29 protein-coding genes are annotated in these 22,790 nt (G+C 37.8%); 20 read left to right on the top strand and 9 right to left on the bottom strand.

Annotated features, from left to right (window positions below):
* The first annotated feature begins 107 nt into the window (after positions 1-107).
* The 3 genes from MUB35_RS25525 (at position 108) to MUB35_RS25515 (ending at position 685) form a co-directional block, all read left to right on the top strand.
* On the top strand, positions 108-251 hold the full coding sequence (locus MUB35_RS25525) for a hypothetical protein (RefSeq protein WP_173684404.1): 144 nt from the start codon (positions 108-110) through the stop codon (positions 249-251).
* A gap of 38 nt (positions 252-289) precedes the next feature.
* Positions 290-430 (top strand): hypothetical protein, encoded by a 141-nt coding sequence (locus tag MUB35_RS25520; protein ID WP_173684408.1) that lies wholly within the window; start codon positions 290-292, stop codon positions 428-430.
* 117 nt (positions 431-547) lie between these two features.
* Positions 548-685 (top strand): hypothetical protein, encoded by a 138-nt coding sequence (locus tag MUB35_RS25515; RefSeq protein ID WP_173684409.1) that lies wholly within the window; start codon positions 548-550, stop codon positions 683-685.
* 52 nt (positions 686-737) lie between these two features.
* Here the strand turns inward: MUB35_RS25515 and MUB35_RS25510 are convergent, their stop codons facing one another.
* Positions 738-1,409, bottom strand: coding sequence for a winged helix-turn-helix transcriptional regulator (locus MUB35_RS25510; protein ID WP_054337529.1), 672 nt, complete (start codon positions 1,407-1,409; stop codon positions 738-740).
* Between the two features lie 212 nt (positions 1,410-1,621).
* Here MUB35_RS25510 and MUB35_RS25505 point away from each other — a divergent pair, with 212 nt between their 5' ends.
* The 13 genes from MUB35_RS25505 to MUB35_RS25445 all read left to right on the top strand — a co-directional run bounded on the left by MUB35_RS25505 (position 1,622) and on the right by MUB35_RS25445 (position 11,297).
* Entirely contained in the window at positions 1,622-1,978 is a 357-nt protein-coding gene (locus MUB35_RS25505) for a helix-turn-helix domain-containing protein (RefSeq protein ID WP_054337530.1), read from the top strand.
* Positions 1,979-2,050: 72 nt separating this feature from the next.
* Entirely contained in the window at positions 2,051-2,464 is a 414-nt protein-coding gene (locus tag MUB35_RS25500) for a hypothetical protein (RefSeq protein WP_054337531.1), read from the top strand.
* Between the two features lie 220 nt (positions 2,465-2,684).
* Positions 2,685-3,458, top strand: coding sequence for a response regulator (locus tag MUB35_RS25495; RefSeq protein ID WP_117843961.1), 774 nt, complete (start codon positions 2,685-2,687; stop codon positions 3,456-3,458).
* A gap of 134 nt (positions 3,459-3,592) precedes the next feature.
* Positions 3,593-4,783: a methionine adenosyltransferase gene (gene metK, locus MUB35_RS25490; RefSeq protein ID WP_015526821.1), complete on the top strand. Its 1,191-nt coding sequence runs from the start codon at positions 3,593-3,595 to the stop codon at positions 4,781-4,783.
* A 19-nt stretch (positions 4,784-4,802) separates the two neighbouring features.
* Entirely contained in the window at positions 4,803-5,822 is a 1,020-nt protein-coding gene (locus tag MUB35_RS25485; RefSeq protein WP_015526822.1) for an alpha/beta fold hydrolase, read from the top strand.
* A 55-nt stretch (positions 5,823-5,877) separates the two neighbouring features.
* Entirely contained in the window at positions 5,878-6,279 is a 402-nt protein-coding gene (locus MUB35_RS25480; protein WP_025579072.1) for a winged helix-turn-helix domain-containing protein, read from the top strand.
* A gap of 222 nt (positions 6,280-6,501) precedes the next feature.
* A complete protein-coding gene (locus MUB35_RS25475) occupies positions 6,502-7,158 on the top strand; it encodes a recombinase family protein (RefSeq protein ID WP_005340281.1) in 657 nt (218 codons plus the stop codon).
* Between the two features lie 48 nt (positions 7,159-7,206).
* A complete protein-coding gene (locus tag MUB35_RS25470; RefSeq protein ID WP_015526823.1) occupies positions 7,207-7,428 on the top strand; it encodes a DUF5348 domain-containing protein in 222 nt (73 codons plus the stop codon).
* A gap of 17 nt (positions 7,429-7,445) precedes the next feature.
* A complete protein-coding gene (locus MUB35_RS25465; RefSeq protein ID WP_015526824.1) occupies positions 7,446-7,739 on the top strand; it encodes a hypothetical protein in 294 nt (97 codons plus the stop codon).
* Positions 7,729-8,424: a hypothetical protein gene (locus tag MUB35_RS25460; protein WP_015526825.1), complete on the top strand. Its 696-nt coding sequence runs from the start codon at positions 7,729-7,731 to the stop codon at positions 8,422-8,424. Before MUB35_RS25465 ends, MUB35_RS25460 begins: the two co-directional genes overlap by 11 nt.
* Before the next feature lie 244 nt (positions 8,425-8,668).
* Positions 8,669-9,439 carry a DUF6577 family protein gene (locus MUB35_RS25455; RefSeq protein ID WP_117457421.1) on the top strand — a complete coding sequence of 257 codons (771 nt, stop codon included), beginning with the start codon at positions 8,669-8,671 and terminating at the stop codon, positions 9,437-9,439.
* Between the two features lie 3 nt (positions 9,440-9,442).
* Complete coding sequence (locus MUB35_RS25450) at positions 9,443-10,663, top strand: nucleotidyl transferase AbiEii/AbiGii toxin family protein (RefSeq protein WP_117457422.1); 1,221 nt, start codon at positions 9,443-9,445, stop codon at positions 10,661-10,663.
* 1 nt (position 10,664) lies between these two features.
* Positions 10,665-11,297 (top strand): metallophosphoesterase, encoded by a 633-nt coding sequence (locus MUB35_RS25445; RefSeq protein ID WP_015526826.1) that lies wholly within the window; start codon positions 10,665-10,667, stop codon positions 11,295-11,297.
* Positions 11,298-11,347: 50 nt separating this feature from the next.
* Here MUB35_RS25445 and MUB35_RS25440 read toward each other — a convergent pair whose 3' ends face one another.
* The 8 genes from MUB35_RS25440 to ligA form a co-directional block, all read right to left on the bottom strand.
* The gene (locus MUB35_RS25440; protein ID WP_015526827.1) at positions 11,348-12,073 is read right to left on the bottom strand and encodes a YkgJ family cysteine cluster protein; all 726 of its coding nucleotides are present in this window, start codon (positions 12,071-12,073) and stop codon (positions 11,348-11,350) included.
* Positions 12,074-12,113: 40 nt separating this feature from the next.
* Positions 12,114-12,860 carry an LPD11 domain-containing protein gene (locus MUB35_RS25435; RefSeq protein ID WP_015526828.1) on the bottom strand — a complete coding sequence of 249 codons (747 nt, stop codon included), beginning with the start codon at positions 12,858-12,860 and terminating at the stop codon, positions 12,114-12,116.
* 196 nt (positions 12,861-13,056) lie between these two features.
* Complete coding sequence (locus MUB35_RS25430) at positions 13,057-14,415, bottom strand: ATP-binding protein (RefSeq protein WP_015526829.1); 1,359 nt, start codon at positions 14,413-14,415, stop codon at positions 13,057-13,059.
* A gap of 86 nt (positions 14,416-14,501) precedes the next feature.
* Complete coding sequence (locus tag MUB35_RS25425; protein ID WP_004223769.1) at positions 14,502-14,963, bottom strand: NADAR family protein; 462 nt, start codon at positions 14,961-14,963, stop codon at positions 14,502-14,504.
* A 76-nt stretch (positions 14,964-15,039) separates the two neighbouring features.
* Positions 15,040-15,285, bottom strand: coding sequence for a hypothetical protein (locus MUB35_RS25420; protein WP_004223767.1), 246 nt, complete (start codon positions 15,283-15,285; stop codon positions 15,040-15,042).
* A 3-nt stretch (positions 15,286-15,288) separates the two neighbouring features.
* Positions 15,289-15,975, bottom strand: a complete 687-nt coding sequence (locus MUB35_RS25415; RefSeq protein WP_015526830.1) for a DUF3990 domain-containing protein — start codon at positions 15,973-15,975, stop codon at positions 15,289-15,291.
* Positions 15,976-16,093: 118 nt separating this feature from the next.
* The gene (locus tag MUB35_RS25410) at positions 16,094-16,510 is read right to left on the bottom strand and encodes a hypothetical protein (protein ID WP_004223763.1); all 417 of its coding nucleotides are present in this window, start codon (positions 16,508-16,510) and stop codon (positions 16,094-16,096) included.
* Between the two features lie 10 nt (positions 16,511-16,520).
* Positions 16,521-18,536, bottom strand: a complete 2,016-nt coding sequence (gene ligA / locus MUB35_RS25405; RefSeq protein WP_117843962.1) for an NAD-dependent DNA ligase LigA — start codon at positions 18,534-18,536, stop codon at positions 16,521-16,523.
* Positions 18,537-18,874: 338 nt separating this feature from the next.
* On the opposite strand from ligA, the gene MUB35_RS25400 reads away from it, so the two are divergent.
* The 4 genes from MUB35_RS25400 to MUB35_RS25385 all read left to right on the top strand — a co-directional run bounded on the left by MUB35_RS25400 (position 18,875) and on the right by MUB35_RS25385 (position 22,785).
* A complete protein-coding gene (locus MUB35_RS25400; protein WP_244807030.1) occupies positions 18,875-20,089 on the top strand; it encodes an IS110 family transposase in 1,215 nt (404 codons plus the stop codon).
* A 469-nt stretch (positions 20,090-20,558) separates the two neighbouring features.
* Complete coding sequence (locus tag MUB35_RS25395) at positions 20,559-21,827, top strand: Y-family DNA polymerase (protein WP_054337542.1); 1,269 nt, start codon at positions 20,559-20,561, stop codon at positions 21,825-21,827.
* A gap of 19 nt (positions 21,828-21,846) precedes the next feature.
* Positions 21,847-22,155, top strand: a complete 309-nt coding sequence (locus MUB35_RS25390; RefSeq protein WP_054337543.1) for a hypothetical protein — start codon at positions 21,847-21,849, stop codon at positions 22,153-22,155.
* 42 nt (positions 22,156-22,197) lie between these two features.
* Positions 22,198-22,785, top strand: coding sequence for an SOS response-associated peptidase (locus tag MUB35_RS25385; RefSeq protein ID WP_054337544.1), 588 nt, complete (start codon positions 22,198-22,200; stop codon positions 22,783-22,785).
* Positions 22,786-22,790: the final 5 nt, after the last annotated feature.

Below are 22,790 nucleotides of genomic sequence, written 5' to 3'. Positions count from 1 at the left end.
TCCAAATAGAAAGAAAAAAATGTAATCTGTACATAAAATATGGAGATGAAATTTTAAAATAGTATACTGATGTTATCAAAAATATTAATAGGAAGGAGGAAAGTCGGATGAAAGAGCGAAGAGATGAACAAGAGGCAAGAGAACTCCTTATGGCAGAAGTAAGCATTTATACGGATGATTGTGGAGAGATTCAGTTTCATTGTTTAAATGATTGCTTGGGCGGAGGTGCTTGGCTCAATATTGAATACTAATAATAACTGAATAAATTTATACAGAAAGGAAAAAAGACATGGAAAGTGAGAGAATAGTAAAAAATAATGAAATAGAGATAGAAGAAGTGAATGTATATACAGACGATTGTGGCACAACAAGAAAAGCGTGTGTAACAGATTGTATTGGTGGAAGTGCTCTTATAACCCCTATGGAGTAATATTGAGTAGGAGAAATTCTATATAGACGATTGTACATTAACTAAATGCCAATATTGTCAGCTACGTTTTAGATATGTGCATAATTAAAAGTACGGAATGAAACAAGGAGGATTTTTATGAACGATGTAAAATTAGAGAATGTTGAATTACAGGAAGAAGAAGTCAATATATACACTCCAGCCTGTGGAGAAACAAGATATAAGTGTATAGCAGATTGCCTTATGGGTAATTGTTTCATTACCTGTGATTACTAGATCATAAGATAAGAAAGGAGCAACGTTATTCGTAATAGATTACGTTGCTCCTTTAATAGGTACTCCACATATATCCAATTCCATATATTGTCTTAATATAATGATGATTTTCGGTATCAATTCTTTGCCGTATGCGGCAGATCATACTATTGAGAGAAGTTTCTTCTACATAATTCCCATTTCGATCCCATAGAGAATATAAAAGATGTTGTCTGGTTAAAACGGTGTTTGGATTTAAAGAAAGCAGTTTGAGTAGCTTAAATTCCAATGGAGTAAAAGAAGTAGCAGTACCTTCAATCACTGCGGTCAAGGAGTCAAAATTTAAAGTTATGTGGCTGTCTTCATACTTTGTGGTTGGATGATGGTTACTAAATAAGATATCCAATTTTTTCTGTAAAAGTGCTGGTGATGAGAGGGTCGAATATAAATGGTCATCGGCACCTGCTTCATAGAAATCCAAAATAATTTGTTCTGGAATATTGGTAGCGCATAAAAACAGAACAATAATATTTGGGAAGTGCTTTTTTGCAGTCTTACATATGATAAGACTATATTCATGTAACAGTGTGAAATCCAAGAGCAAAGCATTATAAGAGTTAAATGGTATGCTGCCGATTTGTTTTGGTACGGTGGAAATAAAATCGGTATGATAATTTTGCTTTAAGATATTCTCCAGATTTTTCCCCAAGACGGACGGGTTGCTAATCAATAATAGTTTTTTCATAAGCATTTCTCCTCCCCTATAAGCACTAGTATATTTAAAAGAAAAGAAATTGTAATATTGTTTGTATAGATTGACTTTTTTTCGGTATAGATGTGTGGAAATGATGATAGTAATACTACGATATACTATGATACATAGTAGTAATACTCTTAAACGAAGTAAAATACAGGCGTATTTAAGTGTAAAATGAGTGTATCGGGAGGTGTACGCTTGTGAATCGAATATCTGAATTAAGAAAAAAATTAGGCCTGACTCAGACGAGATTAGGGGAAGAAATAGGAGTCAGTCAGCAGACAATTAGTAAGTATGAAAAGGTAGACGAGAATATTTCTGGTGATATGTTGCTTGCATTATCCAAATTCTTTAAGGTCCCTGTTGATTATATATTGAGGAAAGATGAAGAGGAACAGCAGAGAGAGCAGGATAATAAAAGAGAAATTATGGAATTGTATAGGGATATGGATCAGTACAATAGAGATACTTGGATTATTATAGGAAAGCGTTTATTGGGCGGTCAGTTACACAAATACAATGAAGATAGTATCGTAGAAAAAAGGCTAAAGGAATAATTTAATAAGATTTCTGCAATAATTCGGATGTAAACTTAAAGTATAATGATAAATGATATGAGGAGATAGAGGATGGGAGAATTATTATACTTTAAGAATTGTGAGGAAAGAAAAAAAGCAGAGGAATTATTAAAGAAATGTTGGCCGGAAGTATCTTTTGTAGTTATGCGATTAGATATGCAAAATATATTAGAAGAAGAAAGAATTCATTTCGGAAAATGGGATATTGAATTTGACAAGAAAAGGATGATTTATAATGGTACAGAAATTGTAATTACTGATATGCAATGGGAGATTTTACAACTGTTGATGAGCGATTCAGAGTTGAGTTTTTCAATTAGAGAAATTGCATACGCCATGAATATTGAAGTGCATGAAGCTCAAATATATGTAGAAGAATTGTTAAAAACGATACAAGAACAAACGGGTTCTGCAATTGTGCAAAAGAAAGAGGAAAGATACTCATTTGTGGAAATAACAGATTAAGTGATGGAGAAAAGGCAGTGGACGACACTGCTTTTTTTATGGGGAGAATGATGTATGCTAAAAATATATAAGATTAAAATAGGCAAAGAAAAAATCAAAATATACAATAGATATACCAGACTTGCTTAAAGTGGTTTATGATGAAATTGGTATGGTGCCTTAGATACAAATAAAATAGAGGTAACTTCTCATTGCTATTATTTTTTAATGGAGATAAGAAATGAAAAAGATATTGTTAATAGAGGACGATAGTAATTACATTTGGCATATAAAAAACTTTCTACAGCGAAAAGGATATCATGTATTAGTTGCATTTACAGTATCACAAGGAAAAGAGCTTATAGAAAAGGAACAAATACTCATTATAGGCTCGGATTTGAAATTGTCAGATGGGAGTGGAATGGAGCTGCTAGAATACTTGCGGGAGAAAACATACAAAATTCCATTCCTTTTCTTTACATGCTATGACAAAAAATATTATGAGAAAGAAGCATTGGAAAAGGGAGCTAAGATATGCATGAATAAATTACAATTCGATTTAGTGAAGGAAACATTATTGGAATATGCTTATAAAGAATCCAATGGAGAGGGAGCTACTTTTCATAAGATACTTCTTGTAAAAAAGAATTCGGAAATCACGTCTATTATACAAACAGAGCTTCTTAAAAAGGGGATATATATGATTATGGTAGAAACTATATGGGAAGCAGAGAATAAACTATTAGAATGTCAAGATATTGAATTGATTCTGTGTGATTTGTTTTTACAAGATGGAATTGCTATGGATTTTTTTCATTCTATGAAAAAGCTTGCTGGAATATATCAAAACACGAAGGAGCCAATATTCAGAGAGTTGCCGTTTTTTATATTCACTGATAATAAAGATTTATCTTTAGAATATCAATATCGCCATGAGGGTGTAAGCGACTATATAACCAGTCCTGTTAATATTCCAGAATTAATCAGACGGATATGTTATTTCGTAGAAGAATAGAAAAGTTATTTGGTTTAAAGATAAAACCAACCGGACAGAAAAAAGTACAATGTAGACAAAAAATATAGTAATAATAGTAAAGATATTTTATGTTATTGACAAATATGAAATATTGATACAAAGGAGAATTTACTATGGAAAAAAGAATATTTACCTCAGAATCAGTAACAGAAGGGCATCCGGACAAAATTTGTGATGCCATATCAGACGCCATATTGGATGCTCTTATGGAGAAGGATCCGATGAGCAGAGTGGCCTGTGAGACTGCAATTACAACGGGTATGGTATTAGTGATAGGAGAAATCACGACCAATGCGTATATAGATATGCAGCAGGTGATAAGAGAAACGATTAAAGAAATTGGTTATGACAACGGAGATTATGGATTTGATGCACATACCTGTGCCGTCTTAACGGCAATTGATGAGCAGTCAGCAGATATTGCTTTGGGTGTGAATAAGGCATTGGAAGCAAAAGAACACAAAATGTCAGAAGAAGAGCTTGATGCAATTGGTGCTGGGGATCAGGGTATGATGTTTGGTTACGCATGTGACGAAACGAATGAATTTATGCCATATCCAATTTCACTGGCACACAAATTGACTCGGCAGCTTACGCAGGTCCGTAAAGATGGTTTGTTGAATTATTTAAGACCGGACGGTAAGAGTCAGGTTACTGTAGAATATGACGAAGCAGGTATTCCGCACCGGTTGGATGCAGTGGTTCTGTCAACACAGCATGATCCAGATGTGACACAGGAGCAGATCCACGAAGATATAAAAAAATATGTATTGGAACCGATTATTCCAACAGAACTGGTAGATGAGAATACAAAATTTTTCATCAATCCAACAGGGCGTTTTGTCATCGGTGGTCCTCACGGAGATAGTGGTGTAACAGGACGCAAGATTATTGTAGATACCTATGGTGGTATGGCACGGCATGGCGGCGGAGCTTTTTCTGGAAAAGACTGTACGAAAGTAGATCGTTCTGCATCTTATGCTGCTCGTTATGTTGCGAAGAATATTGTGGCTGCAGGTCTAGCAAAAAAATGTGAAATTCAGTTGTCTTACGCAATTGGGGTGGCTCATCCGACCTCTATTATGGTAGACACCTTTGGAACCGGGAAAATTTCAGATGAGAGTCTGGTAGATATGATAAGAAAAGAATTTGATCTGCGACCAGCAGGAATCATTCAGACGTTGAATCTCCGCCGTCCAATCTATAAACAGACGGCAGCCTATGGACATTTTGGAAGAAATGATCTCAACCTTCCATGGGAAAGATTAGACAAGGTAGAAGAACTGAAAAAATATTTGAAATAATTTACTTAGGAGGGAGCGTATGAGAAGATACAAAAAGCAAATCTCAAGAATTGTGACGGTTGCGATGCTGTTTGCATTTTTGGTAGGGAATTCTAATATGGTATATGCTATGGGAGCAACACAAGTTGGATATGCGAGTAAATATATCACGGTGAAAGGGAATAATATGCATCTTGCTTTGTATGGAAAATTGGATGCAAGTGGAGAAACATTTGCAGATGAAGGAAAAACCACATTGGTGATGATGCCGGCTCTGGGAGTTCCATCACCGCATATCTACTTCAAACCTCTGGCACAATCTTTAGATGAGAGTTTTAACATAGTGATTGTAGAGCCGTTTGGATATGGGCTTAGTGATGTTGCAGCAACGGATCGAACTGTAGATAATATCAATAGTGAATTGAATGCTGCACTGGACACCATGGGAATTAAGCAGTGTGTATTGCTGGTACATTCGATTTCTGGAGTATATGGACTCAACTTTGTACAGAATTATCCCGAAAAAGTAAAAGGTTTCATTGCTGTTGATAATACGGTATATGATGAAGAACTGGCAGAGGCTATGGAAATGGAAAAGAAATATATGCTGCAGGGAATTGATGAATTTCAGAAAATCAAGAATTCTTTTTCTTCTTTGGAAGAATTCCAGATGGCACTGAAAACAGATCCAGATAAATATGGGGCAGCATTACCACAGGTTTCCGGGTACACTTATACGGAGAGTGATAGGGAGGAATACATTCAGGCATATTCTTTAAGCAGCAACGATACGATTAGAAATGAAGTGAACGGGATGGATCAATCATTACTCTCTATAAAGAATAAAAAATTCCCATCGGCACTTCCTGTATTAACCATGATTTCTTCAGAGAATGTACAAAATGTTCCGGCATGGGAGACTGCTCATAGAAATCAATTGGATTTAGAATCTGGTAATCACCAGTTATATATTGTAAATGGAGGACATTATATCTGGTATACCAATTTAACGCAGGTTGTCCAGCTTATCGATGAATGGAGAATAGAGAATCATTTTTAAAAGGAATCTGTGTGATGAGATTTCTAAATAAGAGAAAACAGAAGGGAAGTGTAGCTTGGGGAAAGTAACTATTTCAACTGTATTGGGATACAAAGAATATGTAGTGGAAAATATAAAAAACATCCGGGGAGAGGATGAAGAAAATTCCGATTTTAGGATTTATCCGGATTATCATAAGATTTATAGAGGACAGACGGAGATCGTCTTAACGAAAGCAGAGTATGAATTGTTTATGCTTTTGTCAGGGAGACCAGGTGTGATATTTACCAAAGAAAAAATTTTTGAGATTCTTTATAACGAGGAATTGCCGGAAAGCATTGATAATATTGTGTACTGTCTGGTATCCAGTATGAGAAAGAAAATTGAACCGGAGCTAAAGCAGTGCCGCTATATTAAAACAGTGAGAGGTGTAGGATATAAGTTTGAAGGAAAAAAGATGGACATCTTTCCAGAATAGTTGATCTGAAGACAGAGGAAATTTTTAAAAACCTCTGTCTTTTTTTGTTGCTTTTTTATGCCATCTTGCGTACAGAAGTAGTGAAAGTCACCTCCCAAAAAGTATGCTTTTTGATGGGAGATGTAATAGGCTATTTTTTTATTTCCAAAAAGTATATAAGAAAGTTTTGAGATATGCCAAAATATTTTAAGACTTTTTGGGAATGTATAAAGGGGGATACGTATGGCATATTATGGGTATCACAGAATCAGTACTAAGGAACAACACTTGGACCGAGGTATTATAGAAATAAAGAGGTTCTGTGAAAATCAGAAAATTAAACTGGAAAGTATTTTTACAGATAAGATAACCGGTAAAAATTTTGACAGACCACGTTATACCGTTCTTGTGGAAGATGTTTTACGGGTAGGGGATACCCTGATTATTACAGAGCTGGACAGACTTGGCAGGAACAAGCAGGAGATTTTAAAGCAGCTACGTTTTTTAGAAGAAAAAGGGGTTCGGGTAATGGTATTGGAACTTCCTACCACGTTGTTTGACCTGTCTCAGATGGAAAATAATCTGGCAAAGATGATGATAGAAACAATCAATAATATGATGATTGAACTCTATGCATCCATGGCACAGGCAGAGATGGAGAAAAAGGAGAAGCGACAAAAGGAAGGTATGGAGGCAAAAAGGCTTCGGGGTGAATGGGATGAAGTAGGAAGACCACGGGCTATAGAACAGGAAAAGTTTAACCAGGAATTTATGAGGGTGGTACAAAAGAAGGTAACACCGACACAACTGCAGCGGGAGTTGGGGTTAACTTCTTCTACCTATTATCGGTATCGGAAAAACTTTTATGAAATTTTTCCGGAATTTCTTCAATCTGTATAGAGATGAGGTAATTACTAAGTAAAAGAAAAATTTAAGGAGGCAGATATTATGAGTGAACACAGAGAAGGTACATTGTTTTATGATACTGAAACAGGGAGGTATGATATACGTTTTGATTTGGAATCTTTTTATGGAGGACTACATTGCGGGGAATGTTTTGATGTAAAGGTGAAAAATGTTTGGGTTCCGGTCCGAATTGAAATGGGAGATGACTGGTATCTGGTTGGACTGAACGTGTCGAGATTAGATGGATTGAGAGTACGTATGTAAATAGGAGGATAAGCCTGATGAGGGGAAGCACAATGAGAGAAAGTGTTACGGATGTTCGCATTATACTGGAATGCTTACAGGAAGCATATCAAATGGAAGGAGATATGGTACGATCCGGGAAAAATATTCATGCGACTATGATATATCCATTTGTCCGTATGCTGCAGGAAAAGTGTAGAGATTTAACAGAGGAACAGATACATAAGACACTTTGGAAAGAATATGAGATTTCAGGGGCAGACAGGATGTTTGTGGAGAGGGCTTCAAAGATTTTAGAGCCATACGAAGGAGAATCTGAAGATGAGAAATAGTACAATGGAATATAAAGTAAATCAAGCCTATGAAGAACTAAAGCGTTTAATACAGTGGAATCCGGATAGTGAAGAAAAATTTTTACAGAAAATGGTATGTTTATTGTTACCTGGACAAAGAAAATGTTGGTCAGAGGCTATCCGTGATTTGAGGCAATCTTTTGAAGCTGAGCAGGGGATGATATTTGTTGAAAAATACAGAGGAAAACTGGAATGGCTGAATAGCATATCTTTGGCAGAACTACAAAGAAAGATAGGAGAAATTTATTTTGTTGATCATTACAAGATGATAGCAGATCAATTCCTATATAAAAAGGATTTTGAAACTTCCTTATTTTTGAGAATTGCAATGGAAACAGGGATAAGAAGTGCAGATATTCCATGTATAGAATGGTCCTGTATGCATGGAAAAACTATTATTTTGGAAGAAACCAAAAGAGGAGATTTGTATAAAAAAGTTAATGGAACGTTTCCTAAGATTTCAACTCAGTCGTTACGGATTATGAAGTTATTGCACAGGAAGCAAGGGAAAATATTCACAAAATCAAACGAGTACTATGTTCGCAAAATTTCTTGTGCTTGGGGAATGCCTGGGTTTCGTATCCATAGTTTTCGGGATTATAGGAGAAAGATAGAAATGGGAATTACAGCAGGAGTACAAGTTCCAAGGATCATTCCATTATAAAGAATAGGCTGGATTGGAAAACGTTATAGGATGCTATATGAGCTGCTGTTGCAGTTCTAGTGAGTTTCAATAAAAATACGCAAATATAGTATTTGCGTATTTTTTATTGAAATTACAAATATATTTGCAAATAGATTGAATTATAAATAAAAACAATAAAATAAACGCAAATATAAACTTTGCGTTTATTTTATTGTTTTTATAGGTGCTATGTGATATACTACGAAAAGAAAGTAGGTGTAGTATGAATAGCAAAACAGCATTAGAAAAAAAATACGAGATAATCAAACAAAATCTTGGGAATCAAACTACCTTTTATACAGATGAAGTAATTCCCCTTTTCCCGGAGTTAAAAAAGTCTACTTTATATTGGAATCTTTCTAAATTAGTAGAGGCGGGTTACATTAAGAGAGTGCGAAACGGTGTATTTTCCTTCAATGATTTGAAAGGCAGACAGGGAATTATTTTATGTGAAACAGCCCAAAAATTGAAAAATTACATGGATGAGCTGGGATTTTATTATTATATATCCGGTTTGGATATTTTGGCAAAATATATGTTACACATACCAGAACAATATCCTGTCATTGCATTTATTGAAAAAGCAGCAAAAGAGGAAATATATAACAATTTATTAGCAGAAGGATTTGAGGTGATAGAACCACAATACACGAAAAAAATGTATGAAGATGCTATGTTTTCAGGTAGCCATAATATGCAGGTGATTTTATACACAACGGAGGATTTTCAGTACAGTAGTGAAGGTCTGGCAAGTATAGAGAAGGCTTTTGCAGATCTTTATTTTGCAATAACGAGAAACGGATATCCACTATCATTGCAAGAATTGGTAAGAATTTATCAGAATCTCAGCAGATTGGGAAATATAGATAAAAAGAAGCTGATAACAGTAGCATCAAGAAGGAATATACAATATGATATTCGCTTTATCGTTGAAAATCGGTTTATTACAGATTCGGCAATAGAGTTTGGAAAAATACTTAGAAGGGAAGAATAAAATTTGGATTACAAAAAGTTATTTCATAAAGAGGAAGCATTTCAGAGAGAAACCTTTCAGAAGAGAATGGAAGAATTTGGGTTTAAAAATATGGCGAGAATGGAACTGTTTTTATGGGATCTTGAATTATTCTTGCATATTCAGAAAATACTAGGAGATAAAATAATATTGAAAGGTGGTGCAGCCACGCAGTTTTATCTGCCAAGGGATGCTCAAAGAACAAGTGTAGACATTGATATGTTATTTTTTGGAACAGAAGAGGAAATAAAGAAAACATTGAGGAAAATCGAAGAATATTTGGGGACAGAAGACGAATTGTTTTACTTTCATAAACATAGCCCTAAGAATCCGAAAACAAATCTTCCATTACATACATATTACACGAAAGTTCCTTCTGTACTATCCAATGCAGAACGTAATATGGAGAGAGAGAGTATTCCCTATCAGGAATTAAAAATAGAATTTATTCTCCAGCCAGAAAAATGGGAATATGAAAGAAGAACGGGAGAAAACATATTTGCGGTAAACAGTTCATGGAACTATCAGATCCTTCCATTGAATTATTTATTTGCGGATAAGCTCACCACATTAGGTTGTAATACGATTGGCGTACAAAATGAAAGGCTGGATGAACAGGTGAAGCAGTTCTATGATATTATGATGTTGTCCAGAAACTGTATATCCGAGATGCAATGCTCTGTTGTGAAAGAAAAGTATTTAAAACGGGCAGAACAAGAATGGAATACAAGGAAGATTACACTGGGGAGCACGCTGGAGGGAAGAGATTATGAACCTAAATATATCGTAAAAGATGTTGAGAAACAGCTTTTGCGTTATCAACAAGCCGATAGCGGTGAAGATGCAGAATTGAAAAAGTTTATTAATGATTTTCATTCGTTATATTTAAACAGGAAAGTGCAGTATGATCCCAAAACGGTTGCCTGCGGAGCATCCCTGGTTCGCTTGATGTATGAACTGATGATTTCAGGCATGGGTTGGGATAAGGTAAAACAGGCATTAGAGATTGAAAAAAAATTAGGTATGGAGCATTTATCGGGACCAGAAAAAGGACAAAAAATTCGTAAACTCAGAAATCAGTTTATTCAGGAATTTGGTAAAGATTCGGTAATCCCGGCATCAACTTTGAAAGGGAAAGATTTAAAAAGAGTGTTCTGGGCAGTTGTAAATATTGATAATTTAAACAAGATTGAGGGAATGATATAAAATGAGATATTATATTGCAGATTTACATTTCTTTCATGAAAATTTGAATACAAAAATGGATAAACGTGGATTTGCAAATGTAAATGCAATGAATGATTATATGCTGAAACAGTGGAATAGTAAAGTGCGTAATAGGGATGAAGTTGTTATCTTAGGGGATTTATCATGGGGGAAATCTGAAGAAACAAACCAGTTGCTTCAGAAATTGAACGGACGTCTATATCTGATACAGGGAAACCATGACCACTATGTCAAGGATCCAAACTTCGACAGTTCACGCTTTGAGTGGATTAAAATGTATGAGGAACTTAGCGATAATAAGAGAAAAGTGATACTTTGTCATTATCCTATTATGTGTTATAACGGACAGTATAAATTGAATGCAGAAGGAAACCCAAAAACCTATATGTTGTATGGACATGTACACGATACGCAGGATCAGAGATTGCTGGAAAGATTTCAAGGAATCACATCTGAAACAACATTTCTGAATACACAGGGGGAAACACAGCATATTCCATGTAATATGATTAACTGTTTTTGTATGTATTCAAATTATCAGCCGCTTACTTTGGATGAATGGATTGCGTGTGATAAGAACAGGAAACAAAAGAGCTGCCAGAATGTAAAGTGATATGAAAAAGAGCCGTCCAAAACTGGTCGGCTCAAAGTATTTATAGTTGTTTATGATTTCTTAGGAATGTCAACAGTTCCTAGTGTTTCAATTAAGGATAGGATTGCATCTGAATTTTGCTGAAATTGCGTTTGAAAATCTTCTGTAATATCATAGTTCAGATACAGAGTTATCAAAGTAGCATTCCATATTGAAATCATGGTCTTTTCTGATATGTGTTCTTCCAGAAATTGTAGATGTTTGCAGAGTGTTGCCTGTGTTCTTGTCCATGTAAAGAAATAGTCATCTTTTAGTGGAATGTTAAAACTACGAAACCATTCCCGGACGGTATGTGTTTCGATTCCGTCTCCGCACTCAGGATTATTAAAGATATATCCAACAGACAGTTCTTCTGGATTTTTCGGAAAACTATCATCCGCAGAAAGGGTAAGATACCGACCAATCGGAAACATGGCACAGACAGTCGGTTTTACATCATGAACCAAACATTTCTGATCCTTTAATAAAGGGCAGCGTTTGACACTTCCTTGTGGTCTCAGGCGGACTATCGGGAAACGGGAGTTACATCCAATATAAGTTTCACAATATTGTTCCAAGGCTTCCGCTGGTGTAATTTGAAATTTTTTTGCTATGTTAAACAGATCTTTCGGGGATAAGAGAATATCCTCCCGGTGAATGCAGCACTTTCCGCATTGGGTACAGTGAAATGTAAATGTATCATCGAGACCGATTTCTTCATATCCTAATTGTTCTTTTAGTTCTTTTATTGAATTCATAATCATTCTCCTTAAAAAAAATATTTTTATGGCGGTTCTATTATTTTGTGTCTGAACACATTGCTTTTTCGTATTCTAGGATTTGTTTCCATGTCAACCATTCTGGTTTCCCATCATCCGGAAATTCATTCCAGAGTTTTTTCATGGCGGCAATTTGTTTGCTTTCATTGTGATAGTACAGATGTCCAGTACAACGGTTTCCGTAATTCAAGTAATACTCACAGTCGCTTTGTAAACGACTAAGCATCATGTACTGAAATTCATAAGGATTTTTCGGTTTATCTGTTAAAATTCTAAATGGTTTCCGGATAGGCATATCCGGTTCTCCATCAAATTCATTTCCGACTGCAGAGTGCAGATGAGGAATTTCAAAGTCACCAAGTTCTACATCTTTCCACAACTTCCCATATTGATCCTGGTATACCGGGCGAGCCCATTCGTCTGTACCAATATAATGAAGAAGACGAGAGGGTTCTTCTGGAATAGAAATCAGTTCATCCGGGGACATAATCACTTCATCCAAAGCAAGATCATCCAGTTTTTTTGGCATATTGTAAAGAGAAGAAAAGCGTTCCTCTAGTTTCCGAATGTCTGCTTCAGACTCAGGAAAATCAAAGCAACAGTGAATATCAGGAGTCAGATTGTCGGTTTCTTTATCTTCGCCGGTATGAATTTCCAAAATAACACCATCCAATCCTGCATAATCGCTGGCATCGGTTGTCCGCACACGTTGTCCAGGTTTGAAGATGACATCTCCCCATTGTAATTCAGTTGTTGTATTGTTCATGTAATTCTTCCTTTCTTGATGGGAATTGGCATTGACAAAAGAGGGAATAGAATAAATCCATACCCCTTTTCCGTAACATCACATCTATGCCAATTCTCATAAATTCATAAATTTTCACTAATTCAGTGCTGTGTTTTTCGTGATCCTTCTAAATAAAAAGAGACCACTCGCAAGTAGTCTCTTCGTAAACATAAATTTAATTAAACTTGTATTGTTCCAATAAATAAATAGGCAGTGTTTCTGTTTTTCCGTCTATTCCTCCTTTGGTTGCCCCTTTTAAATAAAGAAGCTTATCTGCTTTTCCCTGAGCCAGAGCTTTCTGGGCAGTGGAAGCAGTCCCTTTTCCGGCTTTTACTTCTATTAAATATCGGGTGGAAGAAGATAGGCTTTGTGCCAAAAAATCAATTTCTCCGCCTCGGTAAGTAGCAAAAGCTGGGGTTTCAAAGGAAATTTCCGGTGGAAAATCCTGGCGTTTCTTCAGGTTGATATAGACATAATTTTCATTTAATGTGCCTGCAAGTACACGGGAATCGGTACCGGTACGTGTCAGATAATAATTTGCCAGCCCCATATCCATGAAGTAGCAGCGGCTTGCAGACTTAAAATCCAGAATGTCCATTTCTGTTATTTTTGCACAGAATCCAATGATTCCAGAAAAGTACAGCCAGCTAATGGCACGGTTGCAGGTAGCCTTTGAAATATTGCTGGAGTAGTCTTTGGTTACCAGTTTTTGCAATTCTTCACTGATGCTGTCTTCTGAAAATCCTTTCTTTTCACGATTTAAAATACGGCAGATGGAAAAGAAAATATGGGTAAACACTTTGGTATACAAAATATCCGTAAAATAGCGAATGGATTCATTGGTAAAGGTATCAATGATTTTTACGAGTTCGCCTTGAGCTTTTACGATGTTCCGGTTTTCCAGATAGTTTTCGACCACTTTGGGATAGCCACCAATCTGGCAGTACAGCTCATAGGTTTCCTTTAAGCGATTATAGACTTCTGCTTCAGAGGAAACAAGAGATATTTTTTTGTAATCGCCATACAGATTCTGATCATAGGCCATCAAAAACTCCTCAAAAGAAAGCGTATAGATGGTGAGTTTGGTGACATCGCCGCTGGAATAACGGAATTCTGGATCATAAATCCGTCCAAGGTAGCTTCCTGTGATGATGAAATGGGCTTTAAAGTGACGTGTAAACTCCCGGATACGGTTATAAATTTCGGAAGACTCCTGGATTTCGTCAATAATGATGACGGTATCTTCAGAATCAATAAAGTCCGGTTCATATAACTGGAAGGCATCGTGGAGAGGATGCTCCCGCCGTTTTGTTCCAGGTGTCCAGTCGGTTGCCTGTTTATAACATTCCATAAACTGTTTGCCGCTTAATTCAAACAGGTTAATATAAATTTTGTGTTTGTAGTTTTCGTCAGCGAATTTCTGTATCAGGTAGGTTTTTCCAACCTGACGGGCTCCACCGACTTCCAGGGTACTATGACCTCCTTCATTTTTCCAATCCAGAAGACGGTCATAGACAAAACGCTTCAGATACATAAGCACAAATCCTTTCTTTAAAATCTATCTTTCATTATAGCAAAATATTTGCAGTTCATACAGTGCAAAATTGGATAAATTATGTTTTAACATTCAAATTGAAGCTTTGCACGTATATCCATAAGAATTTTGCCCAGATGATTTTCGCCATGACCATTTACAGAACCCCAAAAGTAATCTCCCCAGTTGTTTCCTTCAACAAGGTGACAATTCCCAGTAGCAAGTAATGCTTTACATAGGGTAGGATTCTGCATGAATTTGCACATACAAATTTCATACATGTACATAAGCTTTACACTTTCCCAGTCTGAACGGAGCTGCACTTCTCTTCCCAGTTTTTTTGCATCTTTTGGATTCCTTAATTTGGTAAATTGAAGCTGTTCTTTAGGGGAAATGGTCTTTTGTGCCTGGAAAGCAGCCTCATTATTTGCATACCAGTAGCCCCGGTAATATATCCGGGAAGGATAGAAGTTACTAAGAAAAGCGTATGCTCCATGAAAGTGGTCAATTGTTTGCTGGTAATGATTCGAATAGGTATTAATATACATGTAATCCCTTCTTTCTTATACAAAAAAGGAACCGCTTATGGTAAGCAGTTCCTTCTTAAACATATTTTTTTGTTTGTTATTTGTTTATTTGTGCTTCTTCTTGTTCTTCGTAATAGCGGTCTGCAATATAGCCGGCAGATTCCGCCCAAAGAGTATTTTCTGTATTTTGTAGGGCCTTGTAAGTTTTTGAATGATAAAATTTGCCCATGGCATCCGGAAAGGAAAGATTACTCTTTTCCATAATAATATCGATAACATCCCGGATCTGAATATACAGATTCATTGAAATATCTTTTCCGTTAAAAAAATATTTACCTTCCATGTTTTACACATCCTTTCGAGATTCCAATACCAGATGTTCAAGAGCAAGTGGGGTGTGAAAGGAAACCTGATTATTAACCTTATTATACCGAAGCCTTGTAACCGCTTCATCCACGCTCAAGATACCGGACAAATAAAGTTGTACAGTTTCCATGGTATTATCATCCGCAACAGGCCCAATTACAACATCATAGTGATGCTGGATATCGCCGACAGTACGGTTGAGTTTGACAAACTCCAACCATTCCTTGTCCAAGGTGGCAAAATGTTTGATTTTTAGTTCCTCGGATTGCTGGAAGATATACCGATACACATATTTGCCGCCAGTATGAGTACGCAAGTACAGGCGGTTCGCCCATTCATTTGCCTGCTGTTCGAGAACTGTGCAATAAAATCCACGACCAAAATCACGACGGTTATGTGATTTGTTCAAATCGATTTTATCAAATGCAATATTGGAGCCATGGAAAAGAACAAGCGTGGGCGTATCTTCTTCTATAATATCTTCTACGTATTGAAAAGTATCATGAATATCTAATTGGTGCAACGTTTCGTGTTGTACCAGTATTTTTTCAAATACTTGATGTTTGTAGAAAATATTAAAGGCATCGTCTTCTGATATTTGGTGCTTTTTAGCATAATATTCCAGTGCTTCAATTGATAGCATCTCTATATCTGATTGAATACTCATATACGTTATCCCTCCATTTGCTTTCATTATATCAAAAAAGAAGGTGCTTTCCAACGGTAAAATAACTATAAATGTAAAGTTGCAAAAGATGTTTGAAATGGGGCGTCACCCCATTTCACTATCCCCAAACTTCGCCCATGATTTCCACAAGAAAATCATCTAATGGAAAATCGGGAGGAAGTAATTCACCAAACGTTTCTTGAATTTCTTGGATAACTTCCGTATAAGAAGAATACGCCTGTGAAAATAAGTGGGAAGAATTTTTAAGTTCAATGATATAAAATTCTTCTCCTGGATTTAAGTCCAGTTCTTCCTGATCTTTGATCCTCCATACCGTCATAGACTCAGCAGTGCCATAACGACAGCCATCAAGTTTCTCACAAAGATATTCCTGAAAGGCTAAGAGTGATTCTGGATCAGAGAACTCTTTGTATAAATCAGGAAAAACTTCCTCTGTATATCGAAGGATAAGATTAGCAGCCTCTTCTGTAATAAGAAATCCATAGATATGAAAAACGGATGTAATGATACTCATAGATTTCTCCTTACGCAATCATTTCAAGAAACTCATCTTCAGATAAAATCTTAATGCCGAGAGACTGGGCTTTTGCTAATTTACTGCCGGCTTTTTCCCCACAAATTAGATAATCTGTCTTTTTTGTGACAGAACTGCCGGCTTTTGCTCCAAGCTCTAAAATCTTCGAGTTGATCTCATCTCTTGTAAAATGAGCAAGTTTTCCTGTTGCAACGATAGTACATCCTGTAAATACATTTTCTTTCATCATAGTATTCATTTCCTTTCTTTCTTCAAATATAAGTTCTTTTTGGAGTTCGTGCCAGAGAATTAAATTGTTTTCATCAGAAAACCAGTCATGGATATTCTGATTCAGAGTATCACCAAAGTCATCTAACTGGGTGAAATCATAGTCATCAGAGGCAGCATCAAAAAATTCCTGTAGACTGCCGTGGAATACTGTATCCAAAATCCTGCTTTTGGTCCTTCCGACCATAGGAATATCCATGGAAACCAGGAACCGGACAAAGGTAGTATTCCGGCTGGAAGTAATGGAATTCCATAATCTTTCAAAGGATTTTTTACCGAAACCTTCCAACTGTAAGATTTCTTCCTGATGTTCATTTAGATGGTAAATATCCGGAAATGTCTGGAGATAACCCAAAGTCAGGAATTTTTCCAAGGTAGTTTCGGAGAGTCCCTCGATGTTCATTGCTTTTTTTCCAACGAAATGTGTAAAGCGTTTTCGGATCTGGCTATCACAGTTGGGATTGTCACAATGCACCGTTTCAATGAGACGCCCATCATTTCCTTTTCTTTGATAGATACGAGTCTGAGAACCACAGCATGGACATACAGGAGGAACTGCATCTACGTAATGACCACGTTCCAGATTTTCTTCAATATGAGGAATGATCATATTACGTTTTGATACAGAAATTCTACAACCTGGCACCAATTCTAATTCTTTGATAAAGGTCAGATTGTGAAGGGTTGCTCTGGAAACAGAGCATCCGTCAATTTCCACAGGGTCAAAAACTCCCACAGGTGCAATTTCTCCGAAACGGGTGGGTGTCCATTCTATATTGCGAAGAGTGGTTTCGTAAGTTTCGTCTTCAAACTTAAAAGCCAGTCCATCTTTATAATGATGTCCGGTACGCCCGCAGTTTTTGGAATAGTCCAGACTGTCGAAAATCATTACAATTCCGTCAATAGGCAGATGTTTTTTGCCTGCCAGATCAGTCAGCCTTTCAATATACTGATTTACAAGTTCCGAGGTTAAGGGATGGTTTGCAGCAATATAAGGACAAGGCTGAAAACCATAGTCAAACAGGCTGGAAATTTTCATAGCTCTGCTGTCTGGAAAGAGAAATGGAGAGTCCAGACCTTCCAGAACATTAAAAGGCATAAAGTGCAGACAGCGTCCTGCACAATTTGCCGGATCAAGACTTCGCACAGAGCCAGAAGCCAGATTTCGCCCATTTTTGTAAGGTTCTCCTTTTCCATCTCGGAGGGTTTCTTTTAAACGCTCAAAGTCATGGGTTGGGATGAAGGATTCTCCAACAATCACCAGCCGGCCTTTATATGGAATTGAGAGAGGGACATCAACGTATGCAGGGATGTTATGGGTGATAAGTTCCCCAATTTCTCCGTCGCCACGCGTGGAAGCCTCTACAAGTGTTCCATTTTCGTAGACTAATTTAGTCGTTAATCCGTCCAACTTCAGCATAAACAGAACTGGCTGCTTACCGGCAAAACTTATCAAGTCCTGTACCTGCTTTGTCTTATCTAAAGAGAGCAAAGGGACCGGATGCTTTACTTTGGGAAGTTCACTGATGGGAGTATAGCCTACGGTTTGTGTCGGTGAATTGGATAAGACAAAGCCTGTCTGCTTTTCTAATTCCACTAATTCATCGAAGATTCGGTCATATTCCGCATCACTGATATTCGGACTGTTCTCATTATAATAAGCGTTACGCTGTAAATTCAGATGGTCCACCAGTTGTTTGATTTTTTCCACGTTTGATAATTCATTAGAGTGGTTCATTTTATTCTTGTCTCCTTTTCTATGGTATAGTTGTAATTCTTATTTGTTCCGGTTTTTCTTCCTCCTCCTAATATATAAGTGTAGGGTTTCAGTACCCAACAGCCAGTTGGGACTTAATCCTCTCATTGTTTAAGCTGTATAATGATTAGGCATCGGTCTGACGACACCTCCTAGGACCATTGGCGTCCGTACGAAAGCCTGTCAGCCAGCCTGTCATTGCAGCCGTTCGATTTATGCAGGTTGAACTACTACTTCACGTTCGTTTGATACCCCAGGAGATTGAATAGGCAATGAGAAATGCTGGAATCCATGCAAATTCACTTTTGGAGGTACGTAGAATGTACAACGCAGTAGGTATTGATGTTTCAAAGGGTAAAAGCACCGTTGCAGTCCTGCAGCCTGGCGGCACTGTGATCCGCAAGCCCTTTGATGTCTCCCACACATCCCAAAACCTCAATGAACTGGCAGATTATTTGAGTTCATTAGACGGCACCACAAAGATCGTTATGGAGTGTACGGGTAGATATCATGAGCCTATGATAAAGGCTCTATCCGAGGCTGGATTGTTTATTTCCATTGTAAATCCTCACCTGATTAAAAACTTTGGCAACAACTCCCTGCGCAAGGTGAAATCGGATCCGGCGGATGCCCGCAAAATTGCCCGCTATACGCTTGACAACTGGACGGAACTGCGCCAATATTCAGGTATGGACAATACACGTACTCAGTTAAAAACTTTAAACTCTCAATTCAGCTTCTTTATGAAACAAAAGGTTGCCGCAAAAGCAAATCTGATTGCACTGTTGGATAATACTTATCCTGGTGTAAACAAACTCTTTGACAGCCCCACCCGTGAGGACGGGAGTGAAAAATGGGTTGACTATGCTTATTCTTTCTGGCATGCGGATTGTGTCCGCAAGATTGGGTTAAAGGCATTTACAGAACGCTACATGTCTTTCTGTAAGAAGCACCACTATATCTTTCAGCAGGACAAGCCAGAAAAACTGTTTAATGCCTCGAAGGAGTTGGTTGCCGTCTTTCCAAAGGAGAAGACTTATAAGCTGTTGATCCAGCAAAGCATCCAGCAGTTAAATCTTGCCTCCGAACATGTAGAACGACTCCGCAGGGAAATGAACGAACTGGCATCCACACTTCCAGAATACAGCACCGTAATGGGCATCTATGGCGTTGGGAAAACCTATGGTCCCCAGCTCATCGCTGAGATCGGCGATGTATCCCGGTTTACCCACAGGGAAGCACTGACCGCCTTTGCGGGCGTAGACCCCGGTGTTGATGAATCCGGCCAGCACAAGTCAAAGAGCAACAGGGCTTCAAAGGTCGGATCCGCAAGTCTGCGCAAAACATTGTTTCAGATCATGACAACCTTGTTGCAAAATGCTCCTGAAGCCGATCCGGTGTACCGTTTTCTTGACAAAAAACGGTCTCAGGGAAAGCCTTACTATGTCTACATGACAGCCGGAGCGAATAAGTTCTTACGCATTTACTATGGTAAAGTCAAAGAATGTCTGCGGAACTTAGAACAGACAGAATAACACCCTTTTCTATATCACCACTTTCAAAGCCGGCATTTCTGGCGGCTTAAAAGTTATGCACAAAATATCAAATCGGATTTTTGAAATTTTCTTCAAAAAAACACTTGACTTTTTATTAGCAGGCTTTCTTTGCGTTCAGGCATAAAAAAAGAGAATGACACGGATGTTCATTCTCTAATGCGTGCAGTTTCCTGCAAAATAAAAAAGCCAGAAGTCCCTGCTGGTAGCGTGGTATACTTCTGACACTTTTACAAACCTAAACTGCGTGCGTATATCCTTTCCGGATGACACAAATAATAATTACATAGTAAGTGTAACACTATATGTAGTATGTGTCAATATAAAAGCACTATATATTGTTTATTCTGAGAAGAAAATTACTATATATAGAGGAAGCATGGATATGGAAAATATTATCTCTTGATTTCAGAACGTATGTTCTATATAATGAGATATAAAGGAGGGGAACGTGAGTTTGGAAAAAGTGATTTTTCATATAGATGTAAATTCTGCCTTTTTGTCCTGGGAAGCGGTATATCGGCTGCATCATTTGGGATGGAAAGGCGATTTAAGAGAACAGGTGTCAGCGGTAGGTGGGGATATGGCGATGCGTCATGGAATCATTTTGGCAAAATCCATTCCAGCAAAGAAATATCGGATACAGACAGGTGAATCAATCTTGGAAGCAAAACAGAAATGTCCAAATCTTATCTTAGTGCCTCCGAATTATGGATTGTATGAGAGGTGTTCCAAAGCTTTTATGGGAATTTTGCAAGAGTATTCTCCCACAGTGGAACAATACTCGATAGATGAGGCGTTTGTAGATATGACTGGAACGGAATTGCTTTGGGGGACACCAGTGGAAGCGGCGGAGAAGATGCGGAGACAGATTAAGGAACGGCTTGGATTTACAGTGAATATCGGTATTTCAGAGAATAAACTGTTAGCTAAGATGGCAAGTGATTTTCAGAAGCCCGACAGAGTGCACACACTATGGAAGTCTGAGTTACAGAAAAAGATGTGGCCATTGCCGGTAAGCGACTTGTTTTTTGTAGGACGGGCAACAACAAAGACACTTTTCAAGTTGGGAATTCGGACCATAGGAGATTTGGCAAAGAGTGATCCGAGTTACTTAAAACAACATTTGAAGAAACATGGGGAAGTTGTCTGGGGGTTTGCAAATGGGATTGATGTGTCTGTAGTCCAGTCGGCCCCGCCTGCTAATAAGGGATACGGCAATTCTACAACGATTCCTTTTGATGTGACAGATGCATCTACAGCAAAATTGGTGCTGTTGGCTTTGGCAGAGACAGTAGGAAGCAGACTTCGTGGAGCAGGAGTCAGGGCAGAAGTGATTGCAGTAGGGATCAAGAATTATGATCTCAGTTATGCCAGTCACCAGATGACGCTTCAGAATGCAACCAATATTACGATAGAGATTCATCAGTGTGCTTGCCAGTTATTTGACCAGCTCTGGGATGGGACACCCATCCGGCATCTGGGAATCCATACCAGCCGCATCAAGGATCAGGTGAATATGAGACAACTAAATCTGTTTGATACGAATGATTATGAGAAACTGGAAAAAATGGATGAAACGATAGATCAGATCAGAAAACGGTATGGGAATGATTCGGTAATACGTGCGGCTTTTTTAGGTGGGTGTATTGATCACATGAGTGGTGGCATTTCACGGGAAAAACGTTCTGTGGACTATGAGAAATTAAAGACAGAATAGCGGGAAGGGGGAAGGAAAGGTGGCATTTGGAATCGGAATAAATACAGAGCATACAGAGCAGGAGCCTTTATCCGGAACCTATCATGAGGTGGCAGTCCAGTGCTGGTTCACAGCTACCGGAAAATCTCTGCCATTGATGCTGAAGGTAAAAGGGGAGGATGAAGAGATTATTCAAATCAATCATATCCAGGTTCTGACTGTAGAAAAGCAGTGGTATGCGGGAATTTTGAACTGGAAGTATAGATGTCAGGCGGTACTTTTGGGAAAACAAATCAATTTTGTGCTTCTCTTTTGTCCGGAGGATTGTGCATGGAAACTGGTTGTATAAGATACCAGGGATGAAGTAAAATAGGAAAAAGGAGGACAGAAAATGTGCGGAAGATATTATGTGGATGATGAAACTTCACGGGAAATTGAAAAGATTGTAAGGAAACTGGACCAGCGTTTAAAGATAGAGCATGGACAGGACATCCACCCGTCTGAATCTGCAGTCATTCTTACAAAGGAGTGTAAGGAAGTGGCTGCGAGGCAGATGCAGTGGGGCTTTCCGGGGTTCCAGGGAAAGGGACTGCTTATCAATGCAAGGGCAGAGGCGATACTGGACAAGAAGACCTTTCGGGACAGTGTGCTGCATCGAAGATGTGTGATTCCTGCCCATCACTTTTACGAATGGAGTAAAAACAAAGAAAAATATACTTTTCAAAGTCCAAAGCAGGATGCCACATTATTTATGGCAGGGTGTTATCAAATCTATAATGGTCAAAATCGTTTTGTAATTCTGACTACGCAGGCAAATGCTTCCGTAGCACCAGTGCATGAACGGATGCCATTGCTTTTGGAACGACAAGAACTGGAAGATTGGATTATGGAGGATGCAGCGGTAGAATTTATTCTTGCTAAGAAGCCCATACTGTTGAATCGGACAGCAGAATATGAACAACTGAAATTATTTTCATAAGAAGG

This window comes from Blautia sp. NSJ-175, assembly GCF_022867815.1.
Lineage (GTDB): Bacteria > Bacillota > Clostridia > Lachnospirales > Lachnospiraceae > Blautia > Blautia celeris.
This window is presented reverse-complemented; position numbering and strand designations above follow the sequence as displayed.